The organism is Amycolatopsis orientalis DSM 43388 (assembly GCF_000411975.1).
GTDB lineage: Bacteria > Actinomycetota > Actinomycetes > Mycobacteriales > Pseudonocardiaceae > Amycolatopsis > Amycolatopsis orientalis_D.
This window is the reverse complement of the sequence record NZ_ASXG01000083.1, coordinates 28,443-42,643: the sequence shown is the minus strand read 5'-3', so window position 1 is coordinate 42,643 and position 14,201 is coordinate 28,443. Positions and strand designations below refer to the sequence as shown.

15 protein-coding genes are annotated in these 14,201 nt (G+C 69.1%); 4 read left to right on the top strand and 11 right to left on the bottom strand.

Annotated features, from left to right (window positions below; all coding sequences use genetic code 11):
- Positions 1 to 54: 54 nt before the first annotated feature.
- Entirely contained in the window at positions 55 to 972 is a 918-nt protein-coding gene (locus L942_RS16935; protein ID WP_037361371.1) for an SDR family oxidoreductase, read from the bottom strand.
- Positions 973 to 1,129: 157 nt separating this feature from the next.
- Here L942_RS16935 and L942_RS16930 point away from each other — a divergent pair, with 157 nt between their 5' ends.
- Entirely contained in the window at positions 1,130 to 1,690 is a 561-nt protein-coding gene (locus L942_RS16930) for a DedA family protein (protein ID WP_037361365.1), read from the top strand.
- Here the strand turns inward: L942_RS16930 and L942_RS16925 are convergent.
- The gene (locus tag L942_RS16925) at positions 1,644 to 2,756 is read right to left on the bottom strand and encodes an EstA family serine hydrolase (RefSeq protein WP_037361364.1); all 1,113 of its coding nucleotides are present in this window, start codon (positions 2,754 to 2,756) and stop codon (positions 1,644 to 1,646) included. The two genes, L942_RS16930 and L942_RS16925, sit on opposite strands and share 47 nt — an antisense overlap.
- 63 nt (positions 2,757 to 2,819) lie before the next feature.
- Here L942_RS16925 and L942_RS16920 point away from each other — a divergent pair, with 63 nt between their 5' ends.
- Positions 2,820 to 3,374, top strand: coding sequence for a TetR/AcrR family transcriptional regulator (locus L942_RS16920; RefSeq protein ID WP_037361361.1), 555 nt, complete (start codon positions 2,820 to 2,822; stop codon positions 3,372 to 3,374).
- Here L942_RS16920 and L942_RS16915 read toward each other — a convergent pair.
- Entirely contained in the window at positions 3,371 to 4,276 is a 906-nt protein-coding gene (locus tag L942_RS16915) for a LysR family transcriptional regulator (protein WP_037361358.1), read from the bottom strand. The two genes, L942_RS16920 and L942_RS16915, sit on opposite strands and share 4 nt — an antisense overlap.
- A gap of 87 nt (positions 4,277 to 4,363) precedes the next feature.
- Between L942_RS16915 and L942_RS16910 the strand changes: the two genes are divergently transcribed.
- Positions 4,364 to 5,263, top strand: a complete 900-nt coding sequence (locus L942_RS16910; RefSeq protein WP_037361355.1) for an EamA family transporter — start codon at positions 4,364 to 4,366, stop codon at positions 5,261 to 5,263.
- Between the two features lie 70 nt (positions 5,264 to 5,333).
- Here the strand turns inward: L942_RS16910 and L942_RS16905 are convergent, their stop codons facing one another.
- From L942_RS16905 to L942_RS16895, 3 genes are all read right to left on the bottom strand, one after another.
- Positions 5,334 to 5,984: a DedA family protein gene (locus L942_RS16905; protein WP_037361353.1), complete on the bottom strand. Its 651-nt coding sequence runs from the start codon at positions 5,982 to 5,984 to the stop codon at positions 5,334 to 5,336.
- A 107-nt stretch (positions 5,985 to 6,091) separates the two neighbouring features.
- Positions 6,092 to 7,288 (bottom strand): RNA polymerase sigma factor, encoded by a 1,197-nt coding sequence (locus tag L942_RS16900; protein WP_037361351.1) that lies wholly within the window; start codon positions 7,286 to 7,288, stop codon positions 6,092 to 6,094.
- The gene (locus L942_RS16895) at positions 7,285 to 7,665 is read right to left on the bottom strand and encodes a YciI family protein (RefSeq protein ID WP_037361349.1); all 381 of its coding nucleotides are present in this window, start codon (positions 7,663 to 7,665) and stop codon (positions 7,285 to 7,287) included. Before L942_RS16895 ends, L942_RS16900 begins: the two co-directional genes overlap by 4 nt.
- Before the next feature lie 103 nt (positions 7,666 to 7,768).
- On the opposite strand from L942_RS16895, the gene L942_RS16890 reads away from it, so the two are divergent.
- Positions 7,769 to 8,191, top strand: a complete 423-nt coding sequence (locus tag L942_RS16890) for a YybH family protein (RefSeq protein ID WP_037361348.1) — start codon at positions 7,769 to 7,771, stop codon at positions 8,189 to 8,191.
- A gap of 54 nt (positions 8,192 to 8,245) precedes the next feature.
- Here L942_RS16890 and L942_RS16885 read toward each other — a convergent pair whose 3' ends face one another.
- The 5 genes from L942_RS16885 to L942_RS16865 all read right to left on the bottom strand — a co-directional run bounded on the left by L942_RS16885 (position 8,246) and on the right by L942_RS16865 (position 14,052).
- Positions 8,246 to 9,358: an ABC transporter ATP-binding protein gene (locus tag L942_RS16885; protein WP_037361347.1), complete on the bottom strand. Its 1,113-nt coding sequence runs from the start codon at positions 9,356 to 9,358 to the stop codon at positions 8,246 to 8,248.
- On the bottom strand, positions 9,355 to 10,350 hold the full coding sequence (locus L942_RS16880; RefSeq protein ID WP_037361345.1) for an ABC transporter ATP-binding protein: 996 nt from the start codon (positions 10,348 to 10,350) through the stop codon (positions 9,355 to 9,357). Before L942_RS16880 ends, L942_RS16885 begins: the two co-directional genes overlap by 4 nt.
- A 4-nt stretch (positions 10,351 to 10,354) precedes the next feature.
- Positions 10,355 to 11,290, bottom strand: a complete 936-nt coding sequence (locus L942_RS16875) for an ABC transporter permease (RefSeq protein WP_037361342.1) — start codon at positions 11,288 to 11,290, stop codon at positions 10,355 to 10,357.
- On the bottom strand, positions 11,287 to 12,288 hold the full coding sequence (locus L942_RS16870; protein ID WP_037361339.1) for an ABC transporter permease: 1,002 nt from the start codon (positions 12,286 to 12,288) through the stop codon (positions 11,287 to 11,289). Before L942_RS16870 ends, L942_RS16875 begins: the two co-directional genes overlap by 4 nt.
- An 87-nt stretch (positions 12,289 to 12,375) precedes the next feature.
- The gene (locus L942_RS16865) at positions 12,376 to 14,052 is read right to left on the bottom strand and encodes an ABC transporter substrate-binding protein (RefSeq protein WP_051166042.1); all 1,677 of its coding nucleotides are present in this window, start codon (positions 14,050 to 14,052) and stop codon (positions 12,376 to 12,378) included.
- Positions 14,053 to 14,201 lie beyond the last annotated feature (149 nt).

Here is a 14,201-nt window from a genome sequence, read left to right as displayed (position 1 = left end):
GGGCTCCTTGAGGGAATCAGATTCCCTCAAGGAGCCCTTCACGGAACGTCGGCCTCAGCGGTAACCGCTGGCGTCGGCGGGCTTTCCGGAGTCCTGGACCTCCTCGACGTACCGCCACGCGTCCGGGCGGCTTCCGTCCACGTCGTCGATCTCGTAGATCTTCGCCAGCTGGCCGCTGGAGACGGTCTGGCCGGCCCAGCGATGCCGCTCCGGGTCGGCGGCGAGCGCGACGACCGTGCGGCCGGAGAACGTCGGCGACTCCGAGATCACGAAGTGCGGCTCGCGCACGGTCGCGTCCCGCCAGTTTTCCTCGGTGACCTCGAAGAGGTCCAGCATCGCTTCCGAACGCAGCCAGCCCGGCGTGAACGCGATCGCGGTGCACTCGTGCGCCTTCAGCTCGGCCGCTTCGCCGACGGCCAGGACGTTGATCGCCGCCTTGGACAGGTAGTACGGCAGCGACGTGCCCTCGCGGTATTTCCGGTTGTACTCGGCGGTGCCGTCGGTCAGCTCGATCACCAGCCCGCCCGGACGGTGGATCACCAGCGGAAACAGGTGGTGGCTGGTGATCAGGTGGGCGTCGAGGGACAGCCGCATCATCCGCAGGCTGGCGTCCAGCGAATGCTCCCAGATCGGTTTGCCCCACTCCAGGTAGCGGTCGCCGCCCCAGATGCCGTCGACGAGGATGTCGAGGCCGCCGTGCTCGGCGTCGATCCGCTTGGCGAGCGCGGCGACCTCGTCGCTCACCAGGTGATCGACCCGCAGCGCGCATCCCTTGCCGCCCGCGGCTTCGATGAGCTCCAGAGTGTCCTCGATGGTTTCCGGACGGTCCACTTCGGACCGCCCGGCCCGCGTCGTGCGACCGGTGACGTACACGTACGCTCCGGCCCGGCCCAGCTCGACCGCGATCGCCCGGCTCGCCCCGCGCGTGCCGCCCGCCACGAGCGCGACCTTGCCGGCCAGTTCCCCGCTCATTCCGTTCGTCCCCTTTTCTCTCGGTGGACCACCAGCGTGCGGGTGAACCCTGACATCCTCCGTCCGGGTTCCGCGGAAATCTGTGCCCCGGCTGTGCCTTGCTGTGAAGTGCCGGTGATTGGGACTCGTCGGGGCCCGCAGGACGGTTAATAGAGACATGAACGCTACGACGGCTGGACTGGTGGTGCTGTTCGTCGTCTCGCTGGTGCCGCTGTTGCCCACCGAGGTGACGCTGCTGGGCATGGGCGTGGCTGCCGCGCAACACGGGACCTCGCTGGCCGTCGTGATCGCGATCGCCAGCCTCGGCTGCCTGCTGTCCGACCAGGTGTTGTACGCGCTCGGCCGGTTCGGCGGGGCTCGCGTGCTGGCCCGGCTGGGCCGGCGACGCAAGCTGGCCGCCGGGCTGAACTGGCTCGACGGACGTCTGCAGCGGCATCCGCGACCGATCCTGGTGGTCGCGCGATGGCTCCCGTCCGGCGGGACGGTCGGCGCGCTGCTGGCCGGCTCATTGCGGTGGCGGTTCGCCGAGTTCCTGACCGCGTCCGCGGTCGGCGTGCTGCTGTGGACGTCGTACGTCGCGTTCCTCGGCTACGCCGGCGGGCAGCTGGTTGCCGAGCCGGGACTGAGCCTCGCGTTGTCGCTGACCGTCGCGGTGCTACTGGGGACGGCGATCACGGTCGGGATTCGACGGCACGCAGCGCCGAGTACAGCGCCTTGATCAGCGGTTCGTTCTCCGGAGCGGCCGCGGCGGGGAACGGGACGCGGCGGCGGGTGTAGCCATAGGCGATGCCGTTGCGCGGGTCGGCGAACGCCTGCTGGCCGCCCGCGCCGCTGTGTCCGAAGCTGCCCTGGCCCAGCTCCGGGTAGCGCTCGCTCATGGCGTGGAAGCCGACGCCGAACGCTTTGTGCTCGCCCAGCACCACGTCGTGCCCGATGGACTGGATCTGCGCGAACTCGGCGGCGATTTCCGGCTTCAGCAACGGCGGTTCCCCGTCCAGTGAGCTGATCGCGGCCGCGTACATCCGGGCCAGCCCGCGGGCGGAAGCCACGCCGCCGAACGACGCCGAACCGAGCCGCCGGATCTCCGGGAAGTTCGGCAGTTCCCACACTTCCGGGCCGTCCGGGTGGTGCCGGTTGAACGCGATCCCGGACAGGCTGTTCGCGGCGGGCAGCGGAATCCGCCGCTCGGGAGCCTGGAGCATCGGCTGTGCGCTGACGAACCGCGGCTCCAGTTCGGCGGGGAGCCCGAGGTGAAAGTCCACTGTGTACGGATCGCGGACCCGGCAGGCGAAGTGTTCCTGAATGGTGCGGCCGGTTGCCCGCCGCACGACCTCGCCGCTGAGCGCGCCGACGACCAGCGCGTGGTAGCCGAACGCACTGCCGGGTCGCCAGAACGGGCGCTGGCGGGCCAGTCGTTCGGCGACGATCCGGTCGTCGGCGAGGTCCGCGCGCGGGAAGCCTTCGTCGGAGCCGACCAGCCCGGCCCGATGGGCCAGGAGTTCCCGCAGGGTGACGTCGGCGGCGAACTCCGGCCAGTAGTGCCGCACCCGCTGGTCCAGGTCCAGCACTCCGTCCTGGACCAGCAGCGCGACCACGAGGTGCGCCGCGCCCTTCGTCGCGGAATAAGCTCCGAGCAGGGCATCCCCGTCGAGGTCGGTCCGCACATCGACCACTCGCTCGCCGCGGTGGTACACCACCAGCTGAGCGGCTCCGTCCGCGACTGCCGCGAACGTCTCCCGCACCGGTTCGAAACCGGGCCGCACCGTGCCTTCGATCTCTGCCATGCCACGACTGTACGCCTATTAGTAACCATTGGTCACTAACCTCGTCTCGTAGAGTCCGGAACCATGACCCGACCGCGGCCCGGCCGCCCCGCCCAGCTCGACCGCGAGCGAATCGTCGACGCGGCGCTCTCCGCTGGGAACCTGGACGCGTTGACCATGCGCGAACTGGCGGCACGGCTGGGCGTCACGCACGGCGCGCTCTACCGCTGGGTCGCCAATCGGGACGCGCTGTTCGATCTCATCAGCGAGGTAGTGCTGGAGCGGGTGCTTCCGGAGGAGGGCCCGCCGCGCCGGGCTTGGCGTCCATGGCTCGCGAAGGTCGCGTGGGCGATGCACGACCAGTTCCTCGCCGTACCCGGCTACGCGACTCGGCTGTCCCGGCCGCACCGCCACAACGCGGCTTCCTTCGGCCGCCTGCGCACTCAGGTGGTCACGGCGTTCACCAATGCCGGGGTGCCGCCGGAACTGGCCGAGCAAAGCTGGTACATCTTCATCACGTGCACGGTGAGCTGGCTCGCGGTGCGGGAAAATCCCCTCGATCTCGGCCCTGCCGCACCGCGGTTCGAGCTGTTTCTCGACACGCTGCTGCGGGGTCTGCCCGCCCGGGAACCCGGCTAGGTCGTGAGGGCGGCGACCTCGGCGCGCATCTCGTCGATCACGGTCGCGACAGCCGGGCGGTTCGCGGCACCGGTGCGGCACACGACTTCCACCAGCCTTGCCGCGCGGATTCCGGCCAGCGGGCGGCCGACCAGGCCGCTGCCCCGCCGAGTGTCCATTGTGTACCGCGGCATCAGGGCGATGCCGTGCCCGGCCGCGACGAGCCGTTCGGTGATCCGGAAATCGTTGATGCGCTGGACGATCTGCGGCCGCACGCCGGTGCGCACGGTCAGCGAGCGCAGGACGTCGTCCACCGGGAAGCCGTGGTCTACCGAGATCCAGCGTTCGTCCGCGAGGTCGGCCAAGCCGACACGGCGGTTGCGGGCGAGCCGGTGGCCGACGGGGAGGGCGACGTCGAGCGGTTCGCGCAGCAGCGGGAAGACGTCGAGGCGTTCGGGGTCGAATTCGGGCGCGTGCTCGTCGCGGTGGGCGACGACGACGTCGTAGTCGGCCACCAGGCCGGGCACCTGCGGCGGCACCATGTCGACGTCGCGGACGTCGACCTCGAGGTTTTCGTGCTGGTCGATGCGGCGGAGCAGGCCGGGCAGGAGCATCAGGCCGGCGGACTGGAAGATCGCGATCCGCACGCGTCCGCGCGGGGCGCTGCGATACGTGTCCAGTTCGGCTTCGGCGCGGTCCAGCGCGGCCAGGACGTCGTCGGCGCGGGCGACCAGCGCGCGGCCCGCGTCGGTGAGCCGCAGGCCGCGGCCGGCCGGTTCGGTGAGCGCGATGCTGACCTCCGCCTGCAACGCGCGCAACTGCTGCGAAATCGCCGACGGCGTGCAGTGCAACGCCCGAGCGGCGGCGGTGACGCTGCCCCGATCGGCGAATTCGCGCAGCGTGCGGAGCCTGCCCAAGTCCATCCGCGCAGTCTATGTGAAGCACCGCTACACAGTCAGTGCAGATTTTCTCGCTGGTGCTTCAAGGTTCGCCTGGGCAAGGTTGAGGGCATGGCCATCCGGGACCGTTTGCTCGCTGTGTTCGTCGCCGTCTTGTGGGGTCTGAATTTCATCGCGATCCACGCCACGCTCGGCCAGTTCCCGCCGATGTTCGCGGGCGCGCTGCGGTTTCTGCTGATCGCGATTCCGACGGTGTTCCTCGTGCCGCGGCCGCGGGTGAAGCTGCGTTACCTGCTGGGTTACGGGCTCGGGTTCGGCACCGGGCAGTTCGCGTTCCTGTTCGTCGCGATGCACCTGGGCATGCCGACCGGGCTGGCGTCGCTGGTGCTCCAGGCTTCCGCGCCGTTCACCGTGCTGCTGGGCGCGGTGCTGCTGCGGGAACGCGTCTCCGGACGGCAGCTGGCCGGGATCCTGCTCGCGGTGGCGGGCATGACGGCGATCGCCTGGCAGCAGTCCGCCCACGCCGCGCTGGTGCCGGTGCTGCTGACCTTGCTGGCCGCGCTGAGCTGGGCGGTCGGCAACCTGAGCATGCGCCGCGCGGAGCCGGACAACCCGCTGCACCTGACGCTGTGGATGTCGGTGGTCCCGCCACTGCCGATGCTGGCGCTGTCGAGCATCTTCGAGGGTCCCGGCGCGGCTTGGCACTCGCTGACGACGCTCGGCACGAAAACCGGCCTGATCGGGATCGCGGGGCTGACCTACGTGGTCGTCTTCGGGACGGTCGTGGGCTCCGGCATCTGGACCACGCTGATGCGCCGCAACCCGGCGGGGGTGGTCGCGCCGTTCTCGCTGCTGGTGCCGGTGGTGGGGCTGACCGCGTCGTTCTTCCTCCTCGGCGAGGTGCCGACGGTGCTCACCCTGGTCGCCGCGGCGGTGGTGATCGGCGGGGTACTGCTGGGCTCGCTGCGGCGGAAGCCCGCGGTCACGCCGGAGGAGCTGCTCCCGGTGTGAGCGGTGCCGGCCCGGAACAGAAACCCCCGGCGAGTCCGAAGACCCGCCGGGGGAATTCAGTCCGCTGAACTCAGGCGACCGCGTCGTTCTTCTCTTCCTCCGCCGAGGACGACGACGTCGCGTTGCGGGCCATGCGCTTCTTCAACACCAGCGTCACCACCACGCCGATCACCAGCGCCGCGCCGAGGCCGGCCCACTGGAAGCCCTTCAGCCACTTGTCGGCGACCACGCCCAGGTAGTAGATGAGCGCCGTCGTCCCGCCCGCCCAGATGATGCCGCCGAGGGCGTTCGCGAGCAGGAAGCGCGGGTAGTGCATGTTCAGCGATCCGGCGAGCGGGCCGGCCAGGATGCGCAGCACCGCGACGAACCGGCCGAAGAACACGGCCCACATGCCGCGTTTGTGGAACATCCGTTCGGCACTCGCGACGTGGTCCGGGCCGAAATGCTTGGGGAACTTCCGGCCCGCCCAGGCGAACAGCCGTTTGCCGCCCTTCTTGCCGATCAGGTACCCGATGCTGTCGCCGATGATCGCGCCCGCCGAGGCCAGCACGCCGATCCACAGCGGATTCAGCCCGCTGTGCGACGACGCCAGCAGCGCCGCGCTCACCAGCACGATCTCCCCCGGCAACGGAATGCCCAGGCTCTCGACCATCACCACCAAGCCCACCAACAGGTAGACCGACAGCGGAGGGATCGCCTCCAGCACGTGGTCGATGTTCACTGCCAACCCCCTTGCGATTCATGCCTGGTCTCCGCAGGGTACCCAGCTGACGACGACTCTCGCGTCCACCTGGAGTCGGGGGTGGGGTCCGTCTTCCGGCCGGGTTTTCAGGGTTTTTCCGACATAACTCGCAAAGCGCGCGTTTCGAAGTGCTCCCGTTCCGGAAGGCTCAAGGTGCGCTGGGCGGCCCGGAGGTAGCAGTCGCGCGCGCCTTCGGGATCGCCGGACAGTTCCAGCAGATGCGCGCGGACCACATCGGCCCGGTAGTGGTCCAGGTGCTCGCTCGCGTCCAGCTCGGCCAGCGCGGCCTCCGGGCCTTCGACGCGGGCGAGCGCGACCAGCCGGTTGAGGGCGACCATCGGGCCGGGCGCGACCTGCCGCAGGAGGTCGTACAGCAGCAGGATCTGCCGCCAGTCGGTGGCGTCGGCGGTCGCGGCCTCGTCGTGCACGGCGGCGATCGCGGCCTGCAGCTGATACGGGCCGACCGGGGTGGTCGCCAGCGCGTGTTCGACGAGTGCGCTGCCTTCGGCGATCGCGGACGCGTCCCAGAGCGAGCGGTCCTGCTCGGCCAGCGGCACCGGGATGCCGTCGCGCCCGGTGCGGGCCGGGCGGCGGGCGTCGGTGAGCAGCATGAGGGCGAGCAGTCCGGCGACCTCGCCGTCGGCGGGCAGGAGGGCGTGCAGCTGCCGGGCGAGCCGGATGGCCTCGGCGGTCAGTTCGACGCGGTTCACCTCGGCGCCGGAGCTGGCGGTGTGGCCTTCGGTGAACACCAGATACAGCACCTGCAACACCGCGGCGACGCGTTCCGGCAGCTCTTCCCTCGGCGGAAGAGCGAACTCCGCACCGCGCAGTTTCTGCTTCGCGCGGCTGATCCGCTGGCCGATCGTCGGCTCCGGCACCAGGTACGCCCGCGCGATCTCGGCGGTGGTCAGGCCGCCGACCGCGCGCAAGGTGAGAGCCACTTGCGACGGCCGGGTCAGCGCGGGATGGCAGCAGAGCAGCAGCAGCGTGAGGGTGTCGTCTTGCTGCGGAACGAGTTCGAAGGACGGCGGCTCCAGCGCGGCCACCGTCTCCTCCCGGCGGATCCGCGCCGCTTCGCTGCGCCACATCTCGATCCGCCGCCGGGAAGCGGTCGTGATGAGCCAGGCCTTCGGGTTGTCCGGGACCCCGTCCTTCGGCCACTGCACGGCGGCGGCGAGCAGGGCCTCCTGCACGGCGTCCTCGCATTTGCCGAAGTCGCCGTAGCGGCGGACGAGCGCGGTCAGCACCTGCGGGATGAGCTCGCGCAGGAGGCGGTCGATCACAGCTCGAAGTCCACGTCGCCGGTCAAGCCCATCACCGGCCGCACCTCGATCGTCGCGAACGGGGCCTCCGGGATCCGCGCGGCGATCTCCAGCGCGCGGGCCTCCGAAGCGCATTCCAGCAGGTAGAAGCCGGCAAGCTGCTCTTTGATCTCGGCGAACGGGCCGTCGGTGGTGCTCACCCCGTCGGCGGTCACGCGCACCTGCTTCGTCAGTTCCGGCGCGGCCAGCCGCTCGGACACGATCCGCTCGCCGGTGCCCTCCAGCTCCTCGTGGAACCGCTGGTAGGCCCGAAGGCCCTCGGCCTTCTGCTCGTCGGTCATCCCCGCCCAGGCCGCGCGCGACGCCGGGTTGCCGTAGATCAGGACCAGATACTTCATCGGGAGCCTCCTCGAAAAGTTCTTCCACTCCTGATGTCGAAGCCGGGCGGACGGCTTCGACGTCCCGGACGCAACCCCGCTTCCGGGAAAAGGAGACCACAGAATGTCCGAGAACGAGATCCGCGACCTGCTGGCCGAGCGCACCGCCGCGATGCACGCGAAGGACCCGCAGCGGGTCGTCGCGAGCTACACCGAGAAGGCGGTCAAGTTCGATCTCGCGCCGCCGCTGCGCACCACCGGCGCTTCCGCGGAGTACGTCGCGCAGTGGCTCAGCACCTTCGACGGGCCGATTTCCTACACGTACCACGACGAGGAGATCACCGTGTCCGGCGACCTCGCGGTGGTGGCCGCGCTCGCGAAGCTGACCGCGACGCCGCGAGGCGAAACCGAATCGTTCACGCTCTGGTTCCGCACCACGTTCGCCTTGCGGCGCACGGAAAACGGCTGGCGGATCACGCACGAGCACAACTCGACGCCGTTCCACATGGACGGTTCGTTCCGCGCCGCCGTCGACCTCCAGCCCTGAAAAGCGCGAAGGGCTCCTTGCGGGATTCCCGCAAGGAGCCCTTCCCGGACTTGCTCAGAGGATCTCGGCGGCCGAACCGACGTCCGGCGGACCGAGGTCCGGGTTCAGCGCCCCGGCGTCGACCAGTTCCACCTCGACCCGGTGCGGCTGGATCCGCCCGTCGCGGATGTCCTCCGCGTAGTGGCAGGCCACCCGATGCCCGTCGCCGATCTCGCGCAGCTGCGGGCGATCGGTGGTGCACCGGCTTTCCTGCTTCCACGGGCACCGCGTGTGGAACCGGCAGCCCGAGGGCGGATTGGCCGGCGACGGAAGGTCGCCGGCGAGCAGGATCTGCTCGCGGCTGTCCTCCACCACCGGGTCCGGCACGGGGATCGCCGACAGCAGCGCCTTCGTGTACGGGTGCAGCGGATTCTGGTACAGCTCCTCCGACGTCGTCTCCTCGACCAGCGCGCCGAGGTACATCACGCCGATCCGGTCGGAGATGTGCCGGACCACCGCGAGGTCGTGCGCGATCACCACGTAGGTGAGACCGAGCTCGTCCTGCAGATCCTCCAGCAGGTTCACCACCTGTGCCTGCACCGAAACGTCCAGCGCGGACACCGGTTCGTCGGCGACGATCAGGTCCGGTTCCACCGACAGCGCCCGCGCGATGCCGATGCGCTGCCGCTGGCCGCCGGAGAACTCGTGCGGGTACTTCCGCAGCGACGTCTCCGGAAGGCCGACCGCGTTCAGCAGCTCGCGCAGCCGTTTCGCGGTGGCTTCCTTGTCCTTGTCGAGCCCGTGCGCGCGCATGCCCTCGACGAGGATCGACTCGACCGACTGGCGCGGGTCCAGGCTCGACATCGGGTCCTGGAACACCATCTGCATCCGCCGCCGCGCCTTGCGCAGCTGCTCGCCCTTGAGCTGGGCGACGTCGGTTCCGTCGAACACGACCTTGCCGCCGGTCGGTTCGTTGAGCCGCAGGATCGCACGGCCCAGCGTCGACTTGCCGCAGCCGGATTCGCCGACCAGGCCGTAGGTTTCGCCGCGGCGGATCGACAGGTCGACCCCGTCCACCGCGAACACGTGGCCCACCGTGCGGTCCACGACGATGCCGCGCTTGATCGGGAAGTGCACCTTGAGGTCGGTGACCTCGAGCAGTACCTCGTCGGTGTTCGCCACCGTCATCGGGTTCCTCCTCCTGCCGCCACGGCGGGTCGCACCGGGTTGTGGCAGCGCAGCAAGCCGTTCCCCTCGGGAACGAGCTCCGGCGAACGCTCCAGGCAGGTCTGGAGCGCGTTCGGGCAGCGCGGCGCGAACGCGCAGCCGCCGTCCCACGGGATGTTGTCGGCCACCGAACCGCGGATCGGCACCAGCTTCTCGCCGCGGCCCTCGTCGAGCCGCGGGATCGAGGACAGCAGGCCGTGCGTGTACGGATGCCGCGGGCTGGCGAACAGCGAATGCCGCTCCTGGCGCTCCACGATCCGGCCGCCGTACAGCACATTGACCTCGTCGCAGAGCCCGGCGACCACGCCGAGGTCGTGCGTGATCATCACCAGCGCGGTTCCGGTGTCCTGCACCAGTTCCCGCAGCAGGGCGAGGATCTGCGCCTGGATCGTCACGTCGAGCGCGGTGGTCGGCTCGTCCGCGATGAGCAGCCGCGGACGGCAGGCCAGCGCGATCGCGATCAGCGCGCGCTGGCGCATCCCGCCGGAAAGCTGGTGCGGGTACTCCGAAAGCCGCCGCGTCGGGTCGGGAATGCCGACCTTGTCGAGCAGTTCCGCCGCTTCGACCCGCGCCTTCTTGCGCGGCATGTCCCGGTGGCGCTCCAGCACCTCGGTGATCTGCAGCCCGATCGGGATGACCGGGTTGAGCGAGGACAGCGGGTCCTGGAACACCATGCCGAGATCGCGGCCGCGCCGGTCGCGCATTTCGCGGTCGGACAGCGTCAGCAGGTCGGTGCCCTCGAAGCGCACCGAACCGGTGACGGTGTTGCCACGCTTGGCGAGCAGCCGCATGATCGCGAGCGAGGTCACCGACTTGCCGCAGCCGGACTCGCCGACCAGCCCGACCGTCTGGCCGGGTTCGACGTCGAAACTCACGCCGTCGACCGCGGTGAACGGACGTTCCCCGCGGCGCTGGAACACGACCTTCAGGTCGCGGACTTCGAGAAGTGCCACGGGGTCACCGCCGGTTCTTCGGGTCGAGGGCTTCGCGGAGGGACTCGCCGAGCAGGGTGAACCCGAGCGCCACGATGATGATCGCGATCGCCGGGTAGTAGGCCAGCTCGGGCCGGATGTCGAGGAAGTGCTGGGAAGCGTTGCCCAGCATCAATCCCCACTCCGCGCGGGTCGGGTCCGGGTCGCCGAGACCGAGGAACGACAGCGCCGCGGCCTCCAGGATCGCGGTCGCCAGCGTCAGCGTCGCCTGCACGATCACCGGGCCGAGCGAGTTCGGCAGCATGTGCCGGAACACGATTGTCGTCCGCTTCACGCCGAGCGACGTCGCCGCCAGCACGTGGTCCGCCTCGCGCTGGGCGAGCATCGAACCCCGCAGCAGACGGGCGAAAATCGGCACGCCGATGATCGACACCGCGATGATCACCGTCCACTGGCTCGGCTTCGCGAACAGCGCCGCGATCGAAATCGCCAGCAGCAGCGAGGGAAACGCCAGCAGCACGTCGACCACCCGCATGAGGACGGTGTCGACCCAGCCGCCGAACGCACCCGCGAGCCCGCCGATGAGCGCGCCGAGCAGCACGCCGATCACCGTGGCGAGCACGCCGACCAGCAGCGTCTGCTGCGCGCCGATCAGCAGCCGGGACAGGAAGTCGCGGCCGAAGTCGTCGACGCCGAGCGGGAAACCGGGCTGGGCGCCCGGGATGATGCCCCGGCCGAGCACGACCTTGTCCTGCAGGTACCGGACCTGCGGGTCCTTCGGTGCGAGCAGCGGCGCGAAAATCGCCAGCAGCAGGAACAGCAGGGTGATCACGCCGCCGACGATCGCCACCGGGCTGCGCAGCATCCGGCGCAGCGCCTCGGCGCCGAGGCTCCGCCCGCCCGCCGAAGCCGCGGCGAGCTTGTCGATCGGTTCTTTCTTCTTGTTCAGCAGAGTGTTCACCGCACACGCACCCTCGGGTCGATGAGCCCGTAGGAAATGTCCACGAGCATGTTCACGAGCACGTAGACCAGTGCCCCGAGAAGCAGCAGCGCCTGCAGCCGCGGGTAGTCCCGCTTGTCGATCCCTTCGGCGAGAAGGAATCCGAGGCCGCGGAAGTTGAACACTCGCTCGGTCAGCACGGCGCCGCCGAGCAGCGCGCCGGTCTGCAGGCCGATCGTGGTGATCACCGGCAGCAGGGCGTTGCGCAGCACGTGCCGCTGGCGGACCACGGGCTGGGTAAGGCCCTTCGAGTTCGCGGTGCGGATGAAGTCCTCGTTGAACACGTCGAGCACCGACGCGCGGGTGATCCGGGTGATCACCGCGAGCGGAATGGTGGCGAGCGCGAGCGCGGGAAGAATGAGGTGCTTGATCGCGTCCCACACCGCGTCCCATTCGCCGGTCATCATTCCGTCGAGAATGGCGAAATGCGTCACGACGGTGGCGTTGATGCCGGGAGCCTGCCTGCCTTGGGACGGCAGGCCGAACGGCGAGGCGAGCAGGTCCTGCATCATGTAGCCGAGGAAGAAGATCGGCACCGCGACGCCGACCAGCGTCAGCACGATGATGACGTTGTCGACGAGCTGCCCGCGGAACCGGGCGGCGAGGTAGCCGAACGAAATGCCGAACACCACCGCGATGATCATCGCCGTGATGCCCAGTTCGATGGTGGCCGGAAGGAACGTGCCGATCTCCGACATCACCGGACGGGACGACACGAGCGAATAGCCGAAATCGCCGGTGACCGCGCGGCCGAGGAATTTGAAGTACTGCACGAAAATCGGCTGGTCAAGGCCGAGCACGTGGTTCAGGTTCGCCAGTTTTTCCGGGGTCGCCTTGTCCCCGAGCAGCGCGGACGCGGGCCCGCCGGGGAGGGAACGCAACCAGGCGAACACCAGAATGGACAGGATGAGCAGCGTCGGGATCGCTTGTAGCAGCCGACGCACGAGGAAACGGAGCACGAGTAGTCCTTTGTGTACAGCCCGGGAACGAGGCCAAGGGCAGGCGCGGTAGCACCTGCCCTTGGCCTGGCTGCTCAGTGGAGCACGTCAGCCGATCGTGACGTTGTCGAAGCGTTCGTCGGTGAGCGGGCTGGCCACCACGCCCTTGATCTTCGGGCCGACCACGATCGCCGGCGTCGGGTAGGCGATCGGGATGGCGGGCAGGTAGTCCATGATCTTCTTGTTGGCTTCCTGGTACGCCTTGGTGTGCGCGTCGCCGGCCGGCGCGGCGTCGGCGTCTTCGAGCGCCTTGAACAGATCCGGGTTGTCGAAGCCGAATTCCGGCTTCGGGCGGCCGAAGAAGGTGCCGACGAAGTTGCCCGCGTCGTTGTAGTCACCGGTCCAGCCGAGCAGGTGGATGTCCTGCTTGCCGTTCTGCTGCACGTCGTCCTTGTACCCGCCGTTCCACGACTCGGCGACCGGCTGCACGTTGATGCCGATGGCCTTCAGGTCCTCGGAAATCGCGGTGTAGGTGTCGGCCGGGTTCGGCATGTAGGGCCGAGTGACCTCGGTCGGGTAGTAGAACTTCAGCGTCATGCCCTCGGCACCGGCGTCCTTCAGCAGCTGCTTGGCCTTGGCCGGGTCGTACGGGTACTTGGCGACGTCGTCGGTGTAGCCGTTGATCGCCTTCGGCACGAACTCGGTCGCGACCTCGGAACCCTCGGCCAGCTTCGAGCGGACGAACTGCTCCCGGTTGATGCCGTACGCCAGCGCCTTGCGGACGTTGTCGTTCTTGAGCAGCGGGTTGCCCTTCTGGTTGATGCCCAGGTAGAGCACGTTGAACGACGGGCGGATGAGCACCTGCTCGCCGTCGTTGCGCAGCAGCCCGTAGTCCGCGGGGGCCGGGAAGTCGTAGCCGTTGATGTCGCCGGCCTTGAGCGCCTGCTTGCGGGCGTTCTCGTCCGGGATCACCTTGAACACGAGCTTGTCCAGCTTCGCCGGCTGCGGCATCGTGCTGGTCTCGTTGCGCACCAAGGTGATCTGGCCGTTGCCCTGGTCCCAGCTGTCGAACTTGAACGGGCCGGTGCCGGTCGGGTGCTTGTAGCCGTACTCCGGATACGTGATCGACGTGCCGGAGCCGGTGATCTTGTCCGCGTTGTACTTCTGCAGCGCGGTCGGGCTCTGGATGGCGAACGACGGCAGCGTGAACGCGGCCGGGAAGGCGCCCTTCGCGCGGGTCAGGTTCAGAACCGCGGTGTGGTCGTCCTTCGCCTCGCAGCTCTTGTAGACGGGCTGGCCCTTGGTGGTGCCCTCGTTGTGCGCGAAGCCCTCGAAGACGTCGCCGTAGTAGATCATCTGGCTCTGGGCGGTGGCGCCCTTCATGTTGTACCAGCGATCGAAGTTGAAGCAGACGGCCTTGGCGTCGAACGGGGTGCCGTCGCTGAACTTCACGCCCTGCTTGAGGTCGAAGGTCCAGGTCTTGCCGTCGTTGCTCGGCGTCCACTTCGTGGCGAGCGACGGGGCCAGCTCCGCGGTGCCCGGCTTGTTCTGGATCAGCGTGTCCAGCATCTGCCGGGTGATCCGGAACGTCTCGCCCTCGTCGTTGAAGATCGGGTCGAACATCTTCGGGTTGCCGGTGTTGCCGAAGACCATGGTGCCTCCGGACCCACCGCCTCCGGCCTCGTCGCGCTTCGATTCCGCACACGCGGACAGCGAGACCGCGAGCGCGCCCGCGAGCCCGATCAGAGCTGCCCGGCGTGTTCGGGTCAGCCGCAATTGCTGCATCTGGCACCCCTTGGGAATGTTCGGTGTCTCGAAATGCACCGTCGTCGGCGGTCAGTTCGGGAAGACCAGTGCGATCGGTGTGTTCGGTGACACTAGCGGGAACTCGGCCTCCGCTTAAGCACGTGAGGTTACGATCGCGCTACGTAAAC